The sequence below is a fragment of the Serratia sp. BIGb0163 genome, assembly GCF_024809935.1.
GTDB classification, from domain to species: Bacteria; Pseudomonadota; Gammaproteobacteria; order Enterobacterales; family Enterobacteriaceae; genus Serratia; species Serratia quinivorans.
Map to the genome: position 1 here is coordinate 200,309 of NZ_JANUDZ010000007.1, position 21,195 is coordinate 221,503.

Consider the following 21,195-nt stretch of genomic DNA (forward strand, 5'->3'; position numbering starts at 1 on the left):
ATAGCGGATGAAAAAATTTTTGATTGCCCCGTCCATTTTGTCAGCAGACTTTGCCCGTCTGGGTGAAGATACTGCCAACGTGTTGGCCGCAGGCGGCGACGTAGTGCATTTTGACGTAATGGATAACCACTACGTTCCCAATCTGACCATCGGGCCGATGGTTTGTCAGGCGCTGCGTAATTACGGCATCACCGCACCGATTGACGTTCACCTGATGGTGAAACCGGTCGACCGCATCGTGCCGGATTTCGCTGCAGCGGGCGCCAGTTACATCTCTTTCCATCCGGAAGCCTCCGAACACGTCGATCGCACCATTCAATTGATTAAAGAGCACGGCTGTAAAGCCGGCCTGGTGTTCAATCCGGCAACGCCGCTGAGCTACCTCGATTACGTGATGGATAAAATCGACGTGATCCTGTTGATGTCGGTCAACCCTGGTTTTGGCGGTCAGTCGTTTATCCATGGCACTTTGGATAAGCTGCGTCAGGTGCGCAAAATGATCGACGAAAGCGGTCGTGATATCCGACTGGAAGTGGATGGCGGCGTGAAGGTCGACAATATCGCCGAGATCGCTGCCGCCGGTGCGGACATGTTTGTCGCAGGTTCCGCCATCTTCAGCAAGCCGGATTATCGTCGGGTGATCGACGAAATGCGCAGCGAGTTGGCGAAGGTGACGCATGGCTGATTTTGGAGCCATCCGCGCTCTGGCTTTCGATCTCGATGGCACGCTGGTAGACAGCGCGCCGGGGTTGGCAGCTGCTATCGATCTGGCCTTGGCGGAAATGGGCCTGCCGCAGGCCGGTGAGGCCCGGGTTGGCACCTGGATTGGCAACGGCGCCGACGTGCTGGTACAGCGTGCGCTGCGCTGGGCAGAAGTGGAAGCCACGCCGGAGCACTGCGGGCAACTGCGCGAGCGCTTCGATCATTTCTATGCGCAAACCGTCGACAGCGGCAGCCGCCTGTTCCCACAGGTGAAAGAAACCCTGGCTCAACTGGCTGCGCAAAATTACCCGATGGCGCTGGTGACCAACAAGCCAACGCCGTTTGTTGCGCCGTTGCTGGCCGCATTGGGCATTATTGATTACTTCTCGCTGATTATCGGCGGTGACGATGTGGTGGAAAAGAAACCGCACCCGGCGCCGCTGTATCTGGTCCTCGGCAAGCTTGGCCTGCGCGCCAACGAGTTGCTGTTTGTCGGCGACTCCCGCAATGATATTCAGGCTGCGCAAGGGGCAGGTTGCCCAAGCGCCGCGCTGACTTACGGTTATAACTACGGCGAGGCCATTGCCCTGAGCCATCCCGACCGCGTGTTGGAGCGCTTTGCCGATTTGTTGCCCGCTCTTGGGCTGTCATCTTTAGAGAATCAGGAAATTTAAACATGAGTAAGCCCATCGTATTTAGCGGCGCGCAACCGTCCGGTGAACTGACCATTGGCAACTACATGGGTGCACTGCGTCAGTGGGAAAAAATGCAGGATGATTACGACTGCATCTACTGCATCGTTGACCTGCATGCGATCACCGTACGTCAGGATGCAGAAAAATTGCGTAAGGCCACGCTCGATACGCTGGCGCTGTATCTGGCCTGTGGTATCGATCCGCAAAAAAGCACCATCTTCGTGCAGTCGCACGTACCGGAACACACGCAGCTGAGCTGGGTGTTGAACTGCTACACCTATTTCGGCGAACTGAGCCGCATGACCCAGTTCAAGGACAAATCCACCCGTTACGCGGAAAACATTAACGCCGGCCTGTTCAGCTACCCGGTATTGATGGCGGCGGATATCCTGCTGTACCAGACCAACCAGGTGCCGGTCGGCGAAGACCAGAAACAGCATCTGGAGTTGAGCCGTGACATCGGTCAGCGTTTCAACGCGCTGTACGGTGACGTGTTCAAAGTGCCTGAGCCGTTTATTCCCAAGTCCGGCGCCCGCGTGATGTCGCTGCAAGAGCCGACCAAGAAGATGTCCAAGTCGGACGATAACCGCAATAACGTGATCGGCCTGCTGGAAGATCCGAAAGCGGTGGCTAAAAAGATCAAACGCGCGATGACCGACTCGGAAGAGCCGCCAGTGGTGCGTTATGACGTGGTGAACAAGGCGGGGGTATCCAACCTGTTGGATATTCTCTCCGGCGTGACCGGCAAGAGCATCCCTCAGTTGGAAGCCGAGTTTGAAGGGCAGATGTACGGCCACCTGAAAGGTGCCGTCGCTGACGCGGTCTCCGGCATGCTGGGTGAGCTGCAGGAGCGCTATCATCGTTTCCGTAATGACGAGGCCCTGCTGCAGCAAGTGATGCGTGATGGCGCTGCCAAGGCCCGTGCACGAGCTCAGGAAACGCTGGCTAAGGTTTACCAGGCTGTGGGCTTTGTCTCACCGCAGTAACGTTTGACTCATAAAAAAGCGGCCACTGGCCGCTTTTTTTACGTCTGTATCAGGCCATTTGCGCCAGTGGTTGCGGCGGCTCCTGGCTTGAGAACCAGTTCAGCTTGCTGCGCAGGCTGACTACGCTGCCGACGATGATTAAACTTGGGCTGGCAGCCTGTAAGGCCAGCGTCCCCAGTTGGCTTAATTCCCCTTCGATCACTCGCTGGCGGCAGGAAGTGCCGTTTTCTACCAGCGCCACCGGCGTAGCGGCAGGCATGCCGTGGGCGATCAGTTGGCGTTGGATGTCCGCCGCCTGCGTCAGGCCCATGTAAAACACCAGAGTTTGTTGCCCGGCAGCCAGCGTTGACCAGTCCAACCCACCGTCACTCTTGGCGTGGCCGGTCACCAGCCGCACGCTCTGGGCGTGGTCGCGATGGGTGAGGGGAATGCCGCTGTAGGCCGAACAACCGGAGGCGGCGGTAATGCCCGGCACCACCGAGAACGCAATATTGGCGTCGGCCAGGGTTTCCAGCTCTTCACCACCGCGGCCGAAGATAAAGGGGTCACCGCCTTTCAGCCGCACCACGCGTTTACCGAGCTGCGCCTGCTGCAGCAGGATTTGGTTGATCTGCTCCTGCGGCACGCAATGGTGGCCAGCCCGTTTGCCGACAAAAATGCGTTCGGCATCGCGGCGCACCAGCGTCATGACTTCATCAGACACCAGCCGGTCGTAAACCACCACGTCAGCCTGCTGGATTTGCTGCAGGCCTTTCAGCGTCAGCAAACCGGCATCGCCCGGCCCGGCGCCCACCAGCACCACTTCGCCGCACTCTTGTGGTTGATGGCTAAACAGTTGCTCAATTTGCTGCTCCGCCAGCGCTACGTCATTATTGGCCAGCGACTGTGCCAGCCGATCGTGGGCAAACAGCTTTTCCCAAAAACGGCGGCGTGAGCCGATGTTGCTGAAGTGCTTTTTCACCCGCTGACGCAGTGAACCGCCCAACTGTGCCAACTTGCCAAGATGTTGGGGCAGTACGGCTTCCAGCTTTTCGCGCAGCAGTCGTGCCAGCACCGGGGCTTTACCGCCGGAGGACACTGCGACCATAATCGGCGAGCGATCGATAATCGACGGCATGATAAAGCTGGCGCGTTTCGGATCGTCGACCACGTTGCAAAATACCCGCTGCTGGTTGGCACATTGGTATACCAACGCATTGACCTCGACCTTGTCGGTAGCGGCGATCACCAGCCATTTTTCCGCCAGTAACTCTGCGCTGAATTCACCGGCCGCCAGCGTGAGGCGGCCAAGAGCTGCCCATTCGTGGAACTGTGGGGTGAAGCTACAGGCGTTGACGGTCAGAGCCGCACCGGCGTCCAGCAGCAGGCGGGCCTTGCGCTCGGCAATCTCACCGCCACCGACCAGCAGGCAGGCTTTGTGTTGCAGTTGGCAGAAAATCGGCAGGTAATCCATCGGCAATCCTCGGGGCAATCAGCAGTGGGGCGCAAGGCGCCCCGGAATATTATGCGGTCTGGCGAGCTACGGCTTTATCAGCCTGTGGCCGTTCGGCGCGCGGCGTGGCGTACCAATAACCCAGCCCCATCAACACGGCCCCGGACAGGATATTGCCCAGTGTCACCCACAGCAGGTTATGACCGATCCCGCTCAGGGTATAGGCTTCGCTGTGATTACCGAACCAGGACAGGGCAAACAGCGTCATGTTGGCGACCGAGTGTTCGTAGCCGGAAGCGATAAAGGCCAGCAGACACCACCAGATGGCAATGAATTTGGCGGCACCCTCAACGCGGATAGCCATCCAAATCGCCAGGCAAACCAGCCAGTTACACAGCACGCCCTTGAAGAACAGCACTTCTGCCGGTGCAGTGGTTTTCGCCAGTGCCACGCTGTGTACCAGACTGGTGTCCACCGGCAACAGGCTGCCGCCGCCGTAATAGTACATCAGCGCCACCAGCACCGAACCCAACAGGTTACCCAGCCAGGTTTGCGGCAATACGGCCCACATCTGGCCCTGCGTAATGGTGCCAGCTTTGACGCCCAGCGTCAGGAACATGGTATGACCGGTGAACAACTCCGACCCGGCGATGATCACCAGCGTCAGCGCGATGCCGAAGGTGGCACCCATCACCAGTGGACGAAGAGATGGATCGACCAGATTGCCGAGGGTGAAGATCAATATGATGCCGAGGCCGACGTAGGCCCCGGCCATCGCCGAGCTGATCCAAAAGCCCAGCGGGCTGTGCTTTGCCAGCCTGACGATGCGCGCCGCGTTGGCGGCACATTTGTTGATGGTATCGGTGAACATGCTGCTTCCCCTGAGGTTAAATAAAAATATCAGGCCGCGACCTGCACCATGCCGTCCACAACCCGGCTGGTGAAATGCGCGACGCAGCGACTGTCATCTTCCAGACAGTAGCCGTCGTGCAGGCGGAAATGCTGTTTTTTTAGCGGGCTGGCGACCCACAGCTCACCCTGATGTTCGGCAATCAGCCCACGTGACAACACGCTGGCCTGGGCGAAGGGATCAATATTGCTGATGGCAAACACCTGCTCGTCGGCAAAGGGGCGGAAAATCGCCACCTGTTGGTCGCCGACCAGGGCACACACGCCGGTGCCAGGCAGAATATCGGTGATGGCGCAAAGGGTTGTCCACTGGCTCATACGTTGTTCTCCTCGGCTTCAAGCAGGGTGACGGGAATGCGTTCATCCGGACGTGCCGGACGGTGCTGTTCGCGCTCGGCGACCACCTGGACGTTAGGATCGCGCAGGTTGCTGTTGATAAAGTGGGCGAAGCGCACCTGGGTTTCAGGGTGCTCCAGGGTTTCTTTCCACTCGCAGACAACCGCATCGCGCAGGCGGGCGATCTCGGCTTCCAGTTGGTCGTTGATCCCCAGTTTGTCGTCAATAATCACCTTACGCAGGTAATCGATACCGCCTTCCAGGCTTTCCAGCCATACCGAGGTGCGCTGCAGTTTATCGGCGGTGCGGATATAGAACATCATAAAGCGATCGAGGTAGTGCTCCAGCGTCTCGCGGTCGAGATCGGCTGCCAGCAGGTCGGCATGGCGTGGTTTCATCCCGCCGTTACCGCATACGTACAGGTTCCAGCCGTTTTCGGTTGCGATAATACCGACGTCTTTGCCCTGAGCTTCGGAGCATTCACGGGTACAGCCGGAAACGCCAAACTTCATTTTGTGCGGGGTGCGAATGCCCTTGTAGCGATGTTCCAGTTTGACGCCAAACCCGACGCTGTCACCGACGCCAAAGCGGCACCAGGTGCTGCCGACGCAGGTTTTTGACATGCGCAGCGCCTTGGCGTAGGCGTGGCCGGTTTCAAAACCGGCGGCAATCAGTTTGCTCCAGATGGCCGGCAGATCGTCTTTTTGTGCGCCGAACATGCCGATGCGCTGGGAGCCGGTCAGTTTGGTGTAAAGGTTATATTCCTTGGCGATCTGGCCAACCACCATCAACCCTTCCGGGGTAATTTCGCCGCCGGGGGAGCGCGGGATCACCGAGTAGGTACCGTCTTTCTGGATATTGCCGAGGAAGTTGTCGTTGGTGTCCTGCAGCGCCGTGTGTTGCGGCTTGAGAATGTACTCATTCCAGCAGGAGGCCAGCAGCGAGCCGATGGTCGGTTTACAGACTTCGCAACCGTAGCCCTTGCCGTATTTGGCCAGCAGTTCGTCGAAGGATTTGATGCCTTCGACGCGGATCAGGTGGTACAGCTCCTGGCGTGAATAAGCGAAGTGTTCGCACAGGTGGTGGTTCACCTCAATGCCCTGTTTGCTCAATTCGGCGTTCAGCACCTGAGTGAGCAGTGGAATACAGCCGCCGCAGCCGGTACCGGCCTTGGTTTCTGACTTGAGCGCGGCTACGGTATGGCAACCCATGCTGACCGCTTTGATGATATCGCCTTTACTGACGTCGAAGCAGGAACAGATTTGCGCGCTTTCAGGCAGTGAATCGACGCCGATGGCCGGTTTGCTGCCTGCATGCGCTGGCAGGATCAGGCCGTCCGGATTTTCCGGCAGTTCAATAGCATTCAGCGCCAGCTGCAGCAGGTTGCCGTAGTCGCTGGTGTCGCCCACCAGTACTGCGCCCAGCAGGGTTTTGTTGTCGGCGCTGACCACGATGCGCTTATAAACTTCTTTGCTTTCGTCCAGATAGACGTAGCTGCGTGCGCCTTCGGTGCGGCCGTGAGCATCACCGATACCGCCGACGTCGACGCCCAGCAGTTTCAGCTTGGCGCTCATGTCGGCACCCATGAAGGTATTTTCACGACCCAGCAGATGGTCGGCGGTAACCTGCGCCATTTTATAGCCTGGGGCTACCAGACCGAAGGTGCGCTCACGCCATGAGGCGCATTCGCCGATGGCGTAAACGTCAGGATCGGAGGTTTGGCAACTGTCGTTAATCACGATGCCGCCGCGGCGGGCAGTGGCCAGACCGCACTGATGGGCCAGTTTGTCCTGGGCGCGGATGCCGGTGGAGAAGACGATAAAGTCCACTTCCAGCGCGGTGCCGTCGGCAAACTGCATGGTTTTGCGCGCCTGTTCACCGCCGTTGACGATTTCCTGGGTATTTTTACCGGTATGGACTTTGACGCCCATGCGTTCGATCTTGCGGCGCAGTTGATCGCCGCCCATCGGATCGAGCTGTTCGGCCATCAGTACCGGTGCAAACTCGATGACGTGAGTTTCAACCCCGAGGCTTTTCAGCGCACCGGCGGCTTCCAGCCCCAACAGGCCACCGCCGACCACCGCGCCGCGTTTGCTGCGGCGGGCGCAGGCTTCGATGGCGTTCAGATCTTCAATGGTGCGGTAGACGAAACAGTCCTGACTTTCGGAGCCTTTAATCGGCGGGATCCACGGATAAGAACCGGTGGCCATGATCAGTTTGTCGTAGTAGACGGTGCGGCCGGTATTAGAGTGAATGACTTTCTCGCTGCGGTTAATGGTGATGGCGCGTTCACCAACCAAAACCTTCACGCCCTGCTTCTCGTAAAAGCCTTCACGTACCAGTGAAAGTTCTTCGGCGGTGTGGTGGGAGAAATAAGAAGAAAGGTGTACGCGATCGTAGGCGATGCGCGGCTCTTCACAAAATACGGTGATGTCGAATTGGTCTTTGTCTGCTTTTTCCAACAGATCTTCGATAAACCGGTGGCCGACCATGCCATTGCCGATGACAGCGAGTTTGACTCTGCTCATTATTGCCTCAAAATTCTGGTTTCCTAGCGTTACCTTATTCCTCCCTGTGGGCAATTTATTGATGCAAATCAAGCGCCCCTCCATATACCTCTAATGTGGTATATGAATGATTTTTATCGTTATTTGATAAGTTGCGGTTTTTATTCATCTTTAGCTGAAACGAGCCAGTTAATGCGAATTCTACCCATTCGGGAGTAATGGGTGGGGGTAATAAATTATTGGCGTCTTTGTCAGTAGGATGAGCTGCCAGTATGATGAATGAAACAGGCTGGAACAGCAGAGGTGAAGGGTGGCCAAGAGTCCATTGAAGTTTATCGATAACCTGCGTCTGAGCGGGCATGAAGGGCTGTGGCAATTGGCCATTGAGCAGGGGCGCATCGCTCATATCGTGCCGCAGCCGGAAGGGCGGGAATGGCGCAGCGACGTGCTGGATGCGCAGGGCGGGCTGGCGCTGCCGGCGTTTGTCGAACCGCATATCCATCTGGATACCACCCAGACCGCCGGGCAACCGGCCTGGAACCAGTCAGGCACCCTGTTTGAAGGCATTGAGCGCTGGGCCGAGCGCAAGGCGCTTCTGACCCACGAGGACGTCAAACAACGCGCCTGGCAGACGCTGAAATGGCAGATCGCCAACGGCGTACAGTACGTGCGTACCCACGTTGACGTTTCTGACCCGACCCTGACCGCGCTACGTGCGATGCTGGAAGTGAAACAGGAAGTCGCACCCTGGGTCACGCTGCAAATCGTCGCTTTTCCACAGGAAGGCATTATGTCTTATCCCAACGGCGAGACGCTGTTGGAAGAGGCGCTGCGGCTGGGCGCTGACGTGGTAGGAGCCATTCCGCACTTTGAGTTTACGCGCGAGTACGGCGTGGAGTCCCTGCACAAGGCATTCGCTCTGGCGCAGAAATACGATCGGCTGGTGGATGTTCACTGTGATGAGATAGACGACGAACAGTCGCGCTTTGTCGAAACCGTGGCGGCGTTGGCGCTGAAGCTGGATATGGGCGCCAGGGTCACCGCCAGCCACACCACGGCGATGCATTCCTACAATGGGGCTTACACTTCACGGCTGTTCCGCCTGCTGAAAATGTCCGGCATCAACTTTGTCGCCAACCCCCTGGTCAATATTCACCTGCAGGGGCGCTTCGACACCTACCCGAAACGACGCGGCATCACCCGGGTGAAGGAGATGCTGGAGGCGGAAATTAACGTCTGCTTCGGCCATGATGATGTGTTCGATCCCTGGTACCCGCTGGGCACTGCCAATATGCTGCAGGTGCTGCATATGGGGCTGCACGTGTGCCAACTGATGGGATATGGCCAGATCGACGACGGGCTGAAACTGATTACCAGCCACAGTGCACGTACTCTGAACCTGAGCGACTATGGCTTGAAGGCTGGCAACAGCGCCAATCTGGTGATATTACCGGCCGATAGCGGCTTTGATGCGGTGCGCCGACAGACGCCGGTGCGTTACTCGATACGTCAGGGCACGGTGATTGCCGAAACCCTGCCGGCAGAAACCACGCTGTATCTGGCGCAGGATGAGAAGGTGGATTTCCGGCGTTGAGCTGGGGGTTATCAGCATAAAAAAGGGCGCCGAGGCGCCCTTTTCATATCACGTCATTGACGACAGATCAGTGGGTCACGTGACCGTGGCTGCGGTGCTTGGTTACGAAACCGAGCAGCAGACACATCACGAACACCGCCAGGTACAGACCATTGGCGGTAGTCAGCGCCGCGTGTGCGCCGCCTTTGGCTACGATCGGGCCGGTAACCACGAAGGTCAGCATGGTGCCGATGGTGCCGCAGGTCAGGATGAAGTTAACCAGTTTCGGTGAGGAAACCTTGGTCTGCAGCGAGCCCAGAGTGATCAGGGTGGTGTAGATCGCGCTGGAAACGAAGCCCAGAGCCATAATGTAATAGCTCAGGTGTTCCGGGTTATCGGTGCTGACGAACAGGTACATCGCACCGGTCGCCAATGCGGCCAGGATAGTGACGATGCGCTGCAAATCGAAGAAGCGCAGGATAAAGCTGAATACCCACATGCCGATCATGTACGAGGTCCAGAAATCGCTCACCAGCTTACCGGCCTGGCTGATATCCATCCCGAACGACTTGGTGGCGTATTCCGGCACCCACTGAATGAAGCCAAGCTGGCCGAGGATGTAGCACAGTGCGGCGATCGACAGGAACAGCACGCCGATACCCCATTTTTCTTTCACTACAGGCTGGCCGGCGTCGGCGCCCTTGTTGCCCAGTACCGGGAACTCGGAGAACAGGGTCAGCACAAAGATACCTACATACAGCAGGCCGATGCAGGCGTACACCCAGTACCAGCCGATCTGACGCGCCAACAGCATCGCGGCGACAATCGGGAAGATCATCCCGGCCATGCTGAAGAAGGAGTCAGTGAACAGCAGGCGCGAACCGCGTTGGCGGCCGGCATACATATGGGTGATCAGGAAGGTGCCTATCGACATGGTGATACCGCTGACCACGCCAAGGATAAACATGCACAACGAGAACATGGTCAGGCTTTTACCGAGCATCAGCCCGGCAATAGCCAGTACCATCAGCACAAAGCCAAACATCAGTTGACGTTTAAGCGGGATAATTTCCATCAGCCAGGCATTGAGGAAGATCGAAATCAAAATACCGGCGTTAAGGAAGGTGAAAGTATTGCTCATGCTGGAAACCGGCAGATTAAAGTACTCTGCAATGTTCCCCATCACCATCCCTGTGACGATAACTAAAGCACCGGTCAGCGCGTAAGAAAAGTAGCTGATCCAGGTAAGCCGTAGACGGTTGCTATCATTCATTATTTAGGCCTGATTAAGTCTATAAAGAGTTTAAAACTGGATTAAGGCCGCTGGCTTTTCCTGGCAAAGCAGAAAAAAGTCCCGATCAGGCCACCAGGGAGCGGATCCTAGCACAGACAACGGGAGTTTTTGTGATGCCTATCTACTTTTTGATGCAATCAATGAGTAGTTCTGAAATATTTTTGTGATCTATTTGCTCGCCGTCACGATCGAGTCGCGGCTGATGACTATCGGCGCAAAGCTAACCGGTGGCGTGGCCGGGTCAATCAGCAGGCGTGCGGCATATTGCGCCATTTCGCTAATCGGGAAATGCACGCTGGTCAGCGCCGGGCGGACAAAGGGGGCGCGTTCGCCGCTGTCGTAACAGATCAGCGAGATATCTTGCGGCACCCGCAGGCGGTGTTCGTTGACGGCCAGCAGTGCGCCGATAGCCATTTCTTCATTGCAGCAATAGATGGCGGTGGGCAGGGTTTTCATTTTCAGCAGTTGATCGGCGCAGCGATAACCGCTCTCCAGATCGTAAAGCCCTTCGGCGCAGGCGACCGGCTTGATATGCGCTGCCTGCATGGCCTGTTCAAAACCCTGCAGCCGCAAGAGACTGGAAGGGCGGTCGCGCGGGCCGCTGATACAGGCGATGTGGCGGTGGTCGGCATCAATCAATTGTTGTGTTGCCATGCGGCTGGCGTACTGGTGATCGAAAGTGACGCAGTGCGCTTCCAGGCCGGGCACCAGGCGATCGAGCAGCACAAAGCGGCGTTGCTCCGCTGCCAGTTGGCGCAATTGGTCATCGCTGAGGAAACGGACGTGCAGGATCACACCATCGCAGCGCAGATTGAACAGCCGCTGGATCGCCTGCCATTCGTTTTCCGCACTGTTACGCCCCTGGGTCACCAGCAATTGCTTGCCGTGGGATTCGGCTTCGGTTTGCACAAAGTCCATCAGTGCGCCGAAGAAACCGCCGCGATAGGAGGTAGTGACCAATCCCAGGGTGTTGCTGTGGCTGGAGGCCAGCGCACGGGCGGCCGGGTTGGGCGTGTAGCCAAGTTGGGCCACCGCCTTTTCAACCTTCTCGCGGGTTTGCCCCTTAACGTTGGTATCGCCATTCACTACGCGTGACACGGTGGCGCGGGACACGCCCGCCAGGGCTGCGACATCTTCCAGTGTCACCATCATCCGACTCCTGATTACGACAAAAATGGGGCCGACTCAGCGACCCCTGTATACTAGGTATAGCAATGTATCAGCAACCGCGGTTGGCCCGACGGTTATTTAAACTGAGGCAAATAAGGCGCGTTCACCGCCAGCACTTCATCCAACAGCGGCTGCGCCACATTGGCATTGCCGACCAACGGGTTGGTGACCAACGCCAGCAGGCCACTGCGGCGATCGCCGTGCACTGCGGCTTCGATGGTCAGGCGCTCATAGGCTTTCACCTGTTGGGTCAGCGCATGCATGGAATCCGGCAGCGTGCCGAAGGTCAGCGGATGAGCACCCTGAGCATCGACGATACAGTTGGTTTCTATCACCGCGTCGTCCGGTAAACCGCGAATAGCGCCACGGTTTGCGGTATTAACGACTAATTGCGTACCGAGATTATTATGGATCGCACGAATTAGCTCCAGCGCCACTTCCGAATAATATGATCCACCGCGGAAACTTAACTGCTCCGGTTTGCTGTCGAGATGTGGATCGGCATACAGCTCAAACAGCTCTTTCTCCACCTTCATCACCTGCTCGGCGCGGGTACCGCGTTCGGCTGCTGCGGCAATTTCCTCGGCCAGCATTTCTTTGGTTTGGTAGAAATAGCGGTGATAGGGGCAAGGGATCGCCCCGACGGCGCGCAGGAAGTCCGGCTGCCAAGGTTCTTCCTTGATGTTGTTCATGGTCAGCGCGGCACCGTCGCACAACATGTCGATCACCTTGCCGGTGACGTCATGCCCGTTTTGCAGCACCTGATGTACCCACACCATGTGGTTCAGCCCGGCGAACTGCAGCTGTACCTCTTGAGAAGGGACTTTCAGCATGTTGGCAATCATGTGATGCATGCTGATCGGCACGTTGCACAGGCCGATGATTTTCGCTTTGGTGTAGCGGGAGACCGCTTCGGTGACGATGCCGGCTGGGTTGGTGAAGTTGATGATCCAGGCGTCAGGCGCCAGTTTTTCCACCCGGCGTGCAATATCCAGCATCACCGGAATGGTACGCAATGCCTTGGCGAAGCCGCCAACGCCGGTGGTTTCCTGGCCGATTAAATCGTATTTCAGCCCCAGGCGCTCGTCGGCGGCGCGTGCCGGCAACTGACCCACGCGGAACTGGGTCAGGACGAAATTGGCGTCGCGAATGGCCTCATCCAGTTCGAAATGCACGCTGACCTTTACCTGCTCCAGCCCGTGGCGCGCCAGCATGCGTTCGGTCAGCGCGGCAATAATCTCGACCTTTTCGCGGCCAGGCTCAACGTCAACCAGCGCCAGTTCGGTGACCGGCAGTTCTTCGATACGCTGGATCAAGCCATCGACCAATTCTGGCGTGTAGCTGCTGCCGCCGCCGATGACAGCGATTTTTAACGATTTCATGCACGAATCTCCATTTTGGCCTGACGGCGGTAAAGCTCAATCATGTCATCCGCCAGATCCTGGATCACCATGGCGTTCATCAGATGGTCCTGGGCATGAACGGTAATCAGGTTGATGGTCAGTTTGCCGCAGCCTTCGTCCAGGCCGATCAGCTGGGTCTGGATCAGATGGGCCTTTTTTACCGACTGTTTGGATTCGGCCATGTGCCTGGCTGAAGCTTCAAAGTCGCCGGCACGCGCTTGTTGCAGCGCCATCAGCGCACTACTGCGGGCGCCACCGGAGAACACCAGCAGCTCCATGATGGTGCTTTCAAAATCGGGGCTGATTTCAGTTTCAGTCATCAATTCACTCACATTATTTCTCCTGTATTGCACGGCGGTGGTGCCGGCGGACATTCATTATTCTTATCTTTGCGCTAAATGAGAGCGCTCTCATTTATCTAGAGTAACGGGAATGGGAAATGAAACCGGGAGTTGTGTCGCAAAAAACGACCAAGGCGTAAAAAGGGCAAAAAATGCGTGATGCAGTTGGCAAAAAGGTCTAAGGCGATCATACTTTTGGCAGTAAAATCCGGGGCTGACTGAGATAAGTCCCACTATTAAGTAAATATAGGTAAATGGCTGGCACTCGCAGGTGCAGCTCTTTAGAATCAATGCGCTTTTCCGTTGTTTGTCTCTTAGAGAAAGGACCCGTTAATGTTCAAACGTACTTTAGTGACCTTCGTTGCGCTGTGTTCCCTGACAGCAATGGCACCTGCCGCGCTCGCCGCCGGTGAAACTCATGTCATGCTGACTACCTCGGCTGGGAATATCGAATTGGCGCTCGACAGTCAGAAGGCTCCGGTTTCCACCAAGAACTTCGTCGACTACGTGAACAGCGGCTATTACAACAACACCATTTTCCACCGTGTGATCCCGGGCTTTATGGTTCAGGGCGGTGGCTTTACTGCTGACATGCAACAAAAATCCACCCAGGCACCGATCAAGAACGAAGCGGATAACGGCCTGCGCAACCTGCGCGGCACCATTTCGATGGCGCGTACCGCTGACAAAGACAGTGCCACCAGCCAGTTTTTCCTCAACGTGGCAGATAACGCCTTCCTGGATCACGGCCAGCGCGATTTCGGCTATGCGGTATTCGGCAAAGTGGTCAAAGGGATGGACGTGGTAGATAAAATCTCCCAGGCACCGACTGGCAACGTCGGTCCGTACCAGAATGTTCCGAGCAAACCTATCGTCATCCTGTCAGCAAAAGTGCTGCCATAATGATTTTGCGCCGGCCCCAGGTGGGCCGGCTGCGTTGCTTTCCCCGGAAGCCTTGCCTGCATCACTGTTTTTTCCCCCTCCACATGCTTTAATCGCCAGCTTATAACCAGACCGGAAACCCGGCGTTCTGCATCTGTTTTGTTAAGGGATGAGCTGCTGCCATGTTTGAATTTAGCCAGGTTCTGCTGCTGTTGCAGCAGATGTGCGTTTATCTTGTCATTGCTTATTTACTGAGCAAAACCCCGTTATTCATTCCGCTGACGCAGGTGACCATTCGCCTGCCGCACAAGCTATTGTGCTACGTCATTTTCTCGGTGTTCTGCATCATGGGCACCTATTTCGGTCTGCATGTCGAAGGTTCCATTGCCAACACCCGCGCTATCGGCGCCGTATTGGGCGGCCTGTTGGGTGGGCCTTCGGTCGGGCTGCTGGTGGGGCTGACCGGTGGCCTGCACCGTTATACCCTGGGGGGCATGACCGATATCGCCTGTGCGGTATCAACCGTGGCGGAAGGGCTGGTGGGCGGGCTGGTGCATAGCATCGCCATGCGTCACCGGCGTATCGACCTGCTGTTTAATCCGTTGTTTGTCGCCGGGGTCGCGCTGGTGACCGAAGTGCTGCAAATGGTGATTATCCTGGCGATTGCGCGGCCGTTCGACGAGGCGCTGCGGCTGGTGGAACATATCGCTTTGCCGATGTTGATCGCCAATACGGTGGGGGCCGCGATGTTCATGCAAATCCTGCTGGACAGGCGAGCGATGTTCGAGAAATACACCGGTGCGTTTTCCGCCAAGGCGCTGAAGATTGCCGAACGTACCGAAGGGATCTTGCGACAGGGGTTTGATCAGGAAAACAGCATGAAGGTGGCGCGGGTGATCTATCAGGAGCTGGGTATCGGTGCCGTAGCGATAACCGACCGCGATAAATTGCTGGCGTTTATCGGCATCGGTGACGACCACCACCTGCCGGGCACGCCGATTTCATCAAAGCACTCGCACCGTGCAATCGACAACAACGAAGTGGTCTACGCCGACGGCAATGAGCACTCCTACAGCTGCTCGATTAACCCCGGTTGCAAACTGGGTTCGACACTGGTGATCCCGCTGCGCGGTGAGAATCAGCGGGTGATCGGCACCATCAAACTGTATGAACCGAAGAGCCGGTTGTTCAGCACCATCAACCGTACGCTGGGGGAAGGTATCGCCAGCCTGTTATCCGCGCAGATTATGGCCGGCCAGTATGAGCGCCATAAACAGCTGCTGGCGCAGTCAGAAATCAAATTACTGCATGCGCAGGTCAATCCACACTTTCTGTTTAACGCCCTGAATACGCTGGTAGCGGTGATCCGCCGTGACGGCGACCGGGCCTGTGAGCTGGTGCAGTCACTTTCGACCTTTTTCCGCAAGAACCTCAAGCGTTCCGGCGATGAGGTCAGCCTGGCGGACGAACTCGAGCATGTGAATGCCTACCTGCAAATCGAACTGGCGCGTTTTGCCGATCGGCTGGAAGTCGTGGTTTCGTTGCCGCAAGACCTGTTGGCAGTACGGTTGCCGGCATTTTCACTGCAGCCGATCGTGGAGAATGCCATTAAGCATGGCACTTCGCAGCTGTTGGGGGTGGGGCGGATTGATATCGGTGCGCGGCGCGAAGGGGAATGCCTGTTGCTGCAGGTGACCGACAATGCCGGATTATTCCAATCGCAGCCGAACAACAGTGGGCTGGGGATGAACCTGGTGGATAAGCGTATCCGCGTACGCTACGGCGATGATTATGGTGTACAGGTAGCCTGCGAGCCGCAAACATTCACCCGGATTACAATCAATGTCCCCTTGGCGAGGGCTGCCTGATGTTAAACGTACTGATTGTCGATGACGAACCCTCCGCGCGCGATAACCTGCGGCATTTGCTGGAGGCGGAAGAAGGCATCTCTATTGTCGGCGAATGCGCCAATGCGATAGAGGCCATCAGCGGGATCCATCGCCTGCAGCCGGACGTGGTGTTTTTGGATATCCAGATGCCGCGAATCACCGGGCTGGAGATGGTAGGCATGCTAGATCCCAACCGTATGCCGCACATCGTCTTTCTGACCGCCTATGACGAATACGCGGTGCAGGCCTTTGAAGAACATGCGTTTGACTATCTGCTGAAGCCGGCGGAACCGAAGCGGCTGAGCAAAACGTTGCAGCGCCTGCAGCAACAACGGGGGCAGCAGAATATCGCCGCGCTGGACGAAAGCGCCGGCTACCTGAAATACATTCCCTGCACCGGCCATAGCCGCATCTATTTGCTGCGTTTTGATGAGGTGGTGGCTATCCGTTCACGGTTGAGTGGGGTGTTTGTGGTCCGCAATGACGGCATGGAGTGCTTCACCGAGCTGACACTGCGCACGCTGGAAATGCGAACGCCGCTGGTGCGCTGTCACCGCCAGTATCTGGTTAACCTGGAGCAGGTGCGTGAAATTCGCTTTGATGACAACGGCGCGGCGGAAATGATCATGCCGGTCGGCGAGCCGGTACCGGTCAGCCGTCGCTACCTTAAAGCGCTGAAAGAAGAGCTGGGGCTGCGTGGTTGATTAACCCTTTGGCCATTGGCGTCGGGCGTGTACTACCGCCAATATGATAAGCAGGTCGTTGGTTAATTCATAAATCAGCAAATAAGAATGATGAATAACCCATTCACGAGTACCCGGAACCCGGCCCGCTTTTCCACTTGATGGGTTTTGGGCTAGTCGGGCAGCAGCCGCGGAAATTAAAGCATCAATCTCTGCGGCGGCTGTTGGGTTCTTTGACGCCAAATAATCATAAATTGCAATACGGTCGGCAATGGCGGGTTCCGTCCACTTGAGTTTCAGTTTCACGATATTTCCTTATCGTATTACCGCATTGATTTTTCCCTGCGTTCGGCGAAGTAAGCTTCAACATCTTCATCATCAACGATTTTCCCTTCATGAAGCGCTTTCCGGCTTAATTCCACTTTTTCTTGTAGCCATTGTTCGTATTCTTTTTGTTGAGATTGGCGACTAACAAAATCCCGCATGAAATCCCGTAACAGTTGAGATGCAGTACGATCTGCTGCTTTTGCCGCGCTGGCGAAAGCCATTTTTAATTCATCATCCACTCGGATCACAACGGTAGATTCAGACATGATATGTACCTCGTATATACAGCGTCTTGCTTACTATATCACTGCTGTTTTATTGTTCAAGTCGACCATAATCGGCTAACCCTGTGTTAAGCGGAATCCTAAATTCATTCTCCCGCGAGCAGGTTGGTAGCTACGTTTTTGTTTGTCCTTGACGGGGTTACGCCACGCTTATAGCTTTATTGACATCCACTGGCGCTTTTCGCGCCACGTCAGCGTCCAAGGAAAAGAAAATGAGTGAAGCACGGATTATTGCCAAAGCGATGAAAGACGGGAAACCCGAACAGGATCTGGTTATCTTGCCCGCGTTGGCCAACCGCCATGGTCTGATCACCGGCGCGACCGGGACCGGTAAAACCGTGACGCTGCAAAAAATGGCTGAGCAATTCTCGCGTATCGGCATTCCGGTATTTTTGTCCGACGTGAAGGGCGACCTGTCGGGGATTGGCACCGAAGCCGTGCCTTCCGAAAAACTGCAGGCGCGCCTGACGGCCATTGGCGTCACTGACTGGCAGCCGCAGGCCTGCACTATTATTCCGTGGGACATCTACGGTGAGAAGGGGCACCCGATCCGCGCTACCGTGTCTGATTTGGGTCCGCTGCTGCTGGGCCGTTTGCTGGATCTGAACGAAGTACAAAGTGGCGTGCTGCAGTTGGTGTTCAAAATTGCCGACGATAACGCGTTGCTACTGTTGGACATGAAAGATCTGCGCGCCATGGTGCAGTACGTGGGTGACAACGCCAAACAGTTCCAGACCCAATACGGCAATATTTCTTCGGCTTCGGTGGGCGCTATCCAGCGCGGGCTGTTAACACTGGAAGAGCAGGGGGCCAACCAGTTCTTCGGCGAGCCGATGCTCGATATCAATGACCTGATGAAAACCGACGCCAACGGTCACGGAGTGATTAACCTGCTGGCGGCGGACAAACTGATTAACCAACCGAAACTGTATTCAGTATTCCTGCTGTGGCTGCTGGCCGAACTGTTCGAACACCTGCCGGAGGTGGGCGACCCGGAACAGCCGAAGCTGGTGTTCTTCTTTGATGAAGCACACCTGCTGTTCAACGATGCGCCTGCGGCACTGCTGACCAAAATTGAACAGGTGGTACGCCTGATCCGCTCCAAAGGCGTCGGCATCTACTTCGTGACCCAGAACCCGCTGGATATCCCGGACAGCGTGCTGGGCCAGCTAGGCAACCGCGTACAGCATGCGTTGCGTGCCTTTACCCCTCGCGATCAGAAGGCAGTGAAGGCTGCGGCACAAACCATGCGAGCCAATTCGGCCTTCGACGCCGAAACGGCGATCACCGAACTGGGCGTCGGCGAGGCGCTGGTGTCGTTCCTGGATGAGAAAGGGCGGCCAAATGTGGTGGAGCGAGCGATGGTGATCGCACCGGAATCCAAGATGGGCATGTTGGGGGCCGAAGGGCTGAACAGTGCGATCAACAAGTCGCCACTGTATGGTCGCTACGAGGATATGGTTGACCGCGAGTCCGCTTATGAGAAGTTGTCGTCGGAAGGTTTTGCTACCGTCGGCACACCGCAACCGGGCCAGCCGACACAGCAACCGCAGGCACAGCAGCAGCCGGGCGGTGGCCTGATGGGCGGTCTGAACGATATCCTGTTCGGCTCTACCGGCCCGCGCGGTGGTAAGCGTGATGGCATCGTCCAGACCGCCGCCAAGAGCATGGCGCGTGACCTTGGTCGCCAGATCCTGCGTGGGGTGCTGGGCTCGATTATGGGCGGCCGTAAAAAGTAAGCTGAAATTATCGCTGGCGGCAGCATTGCAGGGGCGTTGTATAATGCACCGGTATCAATCGGGGCGAGCCCCTTACCCTGCTGTCCGTTGGAACCCCTATGCTGCTGCTAATCGATAACTACGATTCTTTTACCTATAACCTTTACCAGTACTTCTGCCAATTAGGCGCCGAAGTGCTGGTGAAGCGTAACGACGAACTGCAACTGGCTGATATCGAAAGGCTGGCCCCGCAGCATTTGGTGATCTCTCCTGGCCCTTGCACCCCGAACGAGGCCGGTATCTCGCTGGCGGCCATTAGGCATTTTGCCGGCAGGCTGCCGATCCTCGGTGTTTGCCTGGGGCACCAGGCACTGGGGCAGGCTTTTGGTGCCAAGGTCGTGCGTGCCCGCGAGGTGATGCACGGCAAGACCTCGGCGATCCGCCATCTCGACAGTGGTGTTTTTCACGGACTGAACAACCCGCTGACCGTGACCCGCTACCACTCGCTGGTGCTTGAAGCCGCTACTTTGCCGGACTGTTTTGAAGTGACGGCCTGGAGCGAGCGCGAGGGCGTACGCGATGAGATTATGGGGATCCGCCACCGCCAACTGGCGCTGGAAGGGGTGCAGTTCCACCCGGAGAGCATCCTTAGCGAGCAGGGGCACCAGCTGTTGGATAATTTCCTTAAAAGTTAGTCGGTTAGGTTTTTTTTAACCGCGAAGACGATTTGCGTTTGCCCTTTATTGGTTTTTTATGCATATTTTGTGATTATATTTTCACTCAATTGCAACCAAAAGACTGAGTCATATTCAGGGTGGACCACATAATGACCGAAAAAACCGCAGTAAGCCGCAGTACCTTTGATCAGGTTATCCTGCCTGTTTATGCACCCGCGCAGTTTGTTCCGGTCAGGGGCAAAGGCAGCCGCGTGTGGGACAGCCAAGGGAAAGAGTACATTGATTTCTCTGGCGGCATTGCGGTGACGGCGTTAGGGCACTGTCACCCGGCTCTGGTCGAAGCGCTGAAACAGCAGGGCGAAACCCTGTGGCATACCAGCAACGTTTTTACTAACGAGCCGGCGCTGCGGCTGGCCACCAAGTTGATCAACGCCACCTTTGCCGACCGGGTATTTTTTGCCAACTCCGGCGCAGAGGCTAACGAAGCGGCCTTCAAACTGGCGCGTCATTACGCCATTACCCGCCACAGTCCGTATAAAACCAAAATTATCGCGTTTTATAACGCTTTCCATGGGCGCACGCTGTTCACCGTCTCGGTGGGTGGGCAGGCCAAGTATTCGGATGGTTTTGGGCCAAAACCGGCCGACATTGTGCACGTGCCGTTCAACGATTTGGCGGCGGTGAAAGCAGTGATGGACGACCATACCTGTGCGGTGGTGATGGAGCCAATCCAGGGCGAAGGGGGCATTACTCCGGTTAATGCCGAATTCCTCAAGGGCGTGCGTGAACTGTGCGACAAACACCAGGCACTGCTGGTATTCGACGAAGTGCAAAGCGGCATGGGGCGCAGCGGCAAACTGTTTGCCTATATGCACTATGGCGTAACGCCGGACATTCTCACCACGGCCAAAGCGCTTGGCGGCGGTTTCCCGGTCAGCGCCATGCTGACCACCGAAGAGATTGCCTCGGTGATGCAGGTCGGTACCCACGGCACCACTTACGGCGGCAACCCGCTGGCCTGTGCGGTGGCGGAAGCGGCGTTGGACGTGATCAATACGCCGGAAGTGCTGAGCGGCATTGAGTTGCGTCATGGGCTATACGTGCAGGCATTAAAGAAAATTGGCGATAAGTACGGTATTTTCAGCGATATTCGCGGCATGGGCCTGCTGATTGGTGCTGAATTAACGCCGCAATACCAGGGTAAGGCGCGCGATTTTCTGACCGCAGCCGCCGCACGTGGGCTGATGATCCTCAATGCCGGGCCAAACGTAATCCGCTTTGCGCCTTCGCTGGTGGTGGAGACCCAGGACATCGACGAAGGGATGGCGCTGTTTGAGTTGGCGGTGCAGGACGTGATTAACGCGTAATGCGTTGCATTGATGACAAG

At 56.6% G+C, this 21,195-nt stretch carries 20 protein-coding genes; 10 read left to right on the forward strand and 10 right to left on the reverse strand.

Features of this window, described 5'->3' with window-relative positions:
* The first annotated feature begins 7 nt into the window (after window positions 1-7).
* The 3 genes from rpe to trpS are packed head-to-tail and all read left to right on the forward strand — an operon-like array spanning window position 8 to window position 2,383.
* The gene (gene rpe / locus M2406_RS21195) at window positions 8-685 is read left to right on the forward strand and encodes a ribulose-phosphate 3-epimerase (RefSeq protein ID WP_012147278.1); all 678 of its coding nucleotides are present in this window, start codon (window positions 8-10) and stop codon (window positions 683-685) included.
* The gene (locus M2406_RS21200) at window positions 678-1,376 is read left to right on the forward strand and encodes a phosphoglycolate phosphatase (RefSeq protein WP_012147277.1); all 699 of its coding nucleotides are present in this window, start codon (window positions 678-680) and stop codon (window positions 1,374-1,376) included. The genes rpe and M2406_RS21200 overlap by 8 nt, the downstream gene beginning before the upstream one ends.
* A gap of 2 nt (window positions 1,377-1,378) precedes the next feature.
* Window positions 1,379-2,383, forward strand: a complete 1,005-nt coding sequence (gene trpS / locus M2406_RS21205; RefSeq protein ID WP_012147276.1) for a tryptophan--tRNA ligase — start codon at window positions 1,379-1,381, stop codon at window positions 2,381-2,383.
* Between the two features lie 49 nt (window positions 2,384-2,432).
* Here the strand turns inward: trpS and cysG are convergent, their stop codons facing one another.
* Genes cysG through nirB form a run of 4 tightly spaced genes read right to left on the reverse strand, consistent with a single transcriptional unit; the run spans window position 2,433 to window position 7,588 of the window.
* Window positions 2,433-3,836 (reverse strand): siroheme synthase CysG, encoded by a 1,404-nt coding sequence (cysG, locus tag M2406_RS21210; RefSeq protein WP_259191304.1) that lies wholly within the window; start codon window positions 3,834-3,836, stop codon window positions 2,433-2,435.
* 49 nt (window positions 3,837-3,885) lie between these two features.
* On the reverse strand, window positions 3,886-4,686 hold the full coding sequence (gene nirC / locus M2406_RS21215; protein ID WP_115183612.1) for a nitrite transporter NirC: 801 nt from the start codon (window positions 4,684-4,686) through the stop codon (window positions 3,886-3,888).
* A gap of 29 nt (window positions 4,687-4,715) precedes the next feature.
* Window positions 4,716-5,042, reverse strand: coding sequence for a nitrite reductase small subunit NirD (gene nirD / locus M2406_RS21220; protein ID WP_012147273.1), 327 nt, complete (start codon window positions 5,040-5,042; stop codon window positions 4,716-4,718).
* Complete coding sequence (gene nirB, locus M2406_RS21225) at window positions 5,039-7,588, reverse strand: nitrite reductase large subunit NirB (RefSeq protein WP_259191305.1); 2,550 nt, start codon at window positions 7,586-7,588, stop codon at window positions 5,039-5,041. The genes nirD and nirB overlap by 4 nt, the downstream gene beginning before the upstream one ends.
* A 304-nt stretch (window positions 7,589-7,892) precedes the next feature.
* Here nirB and M2406_RS21230 point away from each other — a divergent pair, with 304 nt between their 5' ends.
* A complete protein-coding gene (locus tag M2406_RS21230) occupies window positions 7,893-9,161 on the forward strand; it encodes a cytosine deaminase (protein WP_310473639.1) in 1,269 nt (422 codons plus the stop codon).
* 67 nt (window positions 9,162-9,228) lie between these two features.
* Here M2406_RS21230 and tsgA read toward each other — a convergent pair whose 3' ends face one another.
* From tsgA to M2406_RS21250, 4 genes are all read right to left on the reverse strand, one after another.
* Window positions 9,229-10,413: an MFS transporter TsgA gene (tsgA, locus tag M2406_RS21235; RefSeq protein ID WP_012147270.1), complete on the reverse strand. Its 1,185-nt coding sequence runs from the start codon at window positions 10,411-10,413 to the stop codon at window positions 9,229-9,231.
* A 189-nt stretch (window positions 10,414-10,602) separates the two neighbouring features.
* Window positions 10,603-11,583, reverse strand: coding sequence for a LacI family DNA-binding transcriptional regulator (locus M2406_RS21240; protein ID WP_259191341.1), 981 nt, complete (start codon window positions 11,581-11,583; stop codon window positions 10,603-10,605).
* 95 nt (window positions 11,584-11,678) lie between these two features.
* A complete protein-coding gene (locus tag M2406_RS21245) occupies window positions 11,679-12,986 on the reverse strand; it encodes a 6-phospho-beta-glucosidase (RefSeq protein ID WP_012147268.1) in 1,308 nt (435 codons plus the stop codon).
* Window positions 12,983-13,327, reverse strand: a complete 345-nt coding sequence (locus tag M2406_RS21250) for a PTS lactose/cellobiose transporter subunit IIA (RefSeq protein WP_259191342.1) — start codon at window positions 13,325-13,327, stop codon at window positions 12,983-12,985. Before M2406_RS21250 ends, M2406_RS21245 begins: the two co-directional genes overlap by 4 nt.
* A gap of 354 nt (window positions 13,328-13,681) precedes the next feature.
* Here M2406_RS21250 and ppiA point away from each other — a divergent pair, with 354 nt between their 5' ends.
* From ppiA to btsR, 3 genes are all read left to right on the forward strand, one after another.
* Window positions 13,682-14,251 (forward strand): peptidylprolyl isomerase A, encoded by a 570-nt coding sequence (ppiA, locus tag M2406_RS21255; RefSeq protein ID WP_012147266.1) that lies wholly within the window; start codon window positions 13,682-13,684, stop codon window positions 14,249-14,251.
* A gap of 161 nt (window positions 14,252-14,412) precedes the next feature.
* The gene (locus M2406_RS21260) at window positions 14,413-16,098 is read left to right on the forward strand and encodes a sensor histidine kinase (protein ID WP_112363696.1); all 1,686 of its coding nucleotides are present in this window, start codon (window positions 14,413-14,415) and stop codon (window positions 16,096-16,098) included.
* Window positions 16,098-16,823 (forward strand): two-component system response regulator BtsR, encoded by a 726-nt coding sequence (gene btsR, locus M2406_RS21265; protein ID WP_012147264.1) that lies wholly within the window; start codon window positions 16,098-16,100, stop codon window positions 16,821-16,823. Before M2406_RS21260 ends, btsR begins: the two co-directional genes overlap by 1 nt.
* Here the strand turns inward: btsR and M2406_RS21270 are convergent, their stop codons facing one another.
* Both M2406_RS21270 and M2406_RS21275 read right to left on the reverse strand, forming a co-directional pair.
* Window positions 16,824-17,108: a type II toxin-antitoxin system mRNA interferase toxin, RelE/StbE family gene (locus tag M2406_RS21270; protein WP_012147263.1), complete on the reverse strand. Its 285-nt coding sequence runs from the start codon at window positions 17,106-17,108 to the stop codon at window positions 16,824-16,826. It abuts the gene before it with no gap.
* A gap of 17 nt (window positions 17,109-17,125) precedes the next feature.
* A complete protein-coding gene (locus M2406_RS21275) occupies window positions 17,126-17,395 on the reverse strand; it encodes a hypothetical protein (protein WP_012147262.1) in 270 nt (89 codons plus the stop codon).
* A gap of 230 nt (window positions 17,396-17,625) precedes the next feature.
* Between M2406_RS21275 and M2406_RS21280 the strand changes: the two genes are divergently transcribed.
* From M2406_RS21280 to M2406_RS21290, 3 genes are all read left to right on the forward strand, one after another.
* Window positions 17,626-19,152, forward strand: coding sequence for a DUF853 domain-containing protein (locus M2406_RS21280; protein WP_259191309.1), 1,527 nt, complete (start codon window positions 17,626-17,628; stop codon window positions 19,150-19,152).
* A gap of 98 nt (window positions 19,153-19,250) precedes the next feature.
* The gene (locus M2406_RS21285) at window positions 19,251-19,826 is read left to right on the forward strand and encodes an aminodeoxychorismate synthase component II (RefSeq protein WP_259191310.1); all 576 of its coding nucleotides are present in this window, start codon (window positions 19,251-19,253) and stop codon (window positions 19,824-19,826) included.
* Between the two features lie 131 nt (window positions 19,827-19,957).
* Complete coding sequence (locus M2406_RS21290; protein ID WP_115183618.1) at window positions 19,958-21,175, forward strand: aspartate aminotransferase family protein; 1,218 nt, start codon at window positions 19,958-19,960, stop codon at window positions 21,173-21,175.
* The last annotated feature ends 20 nt before the right edge of the window (window positions 21,176-21,195 follow it).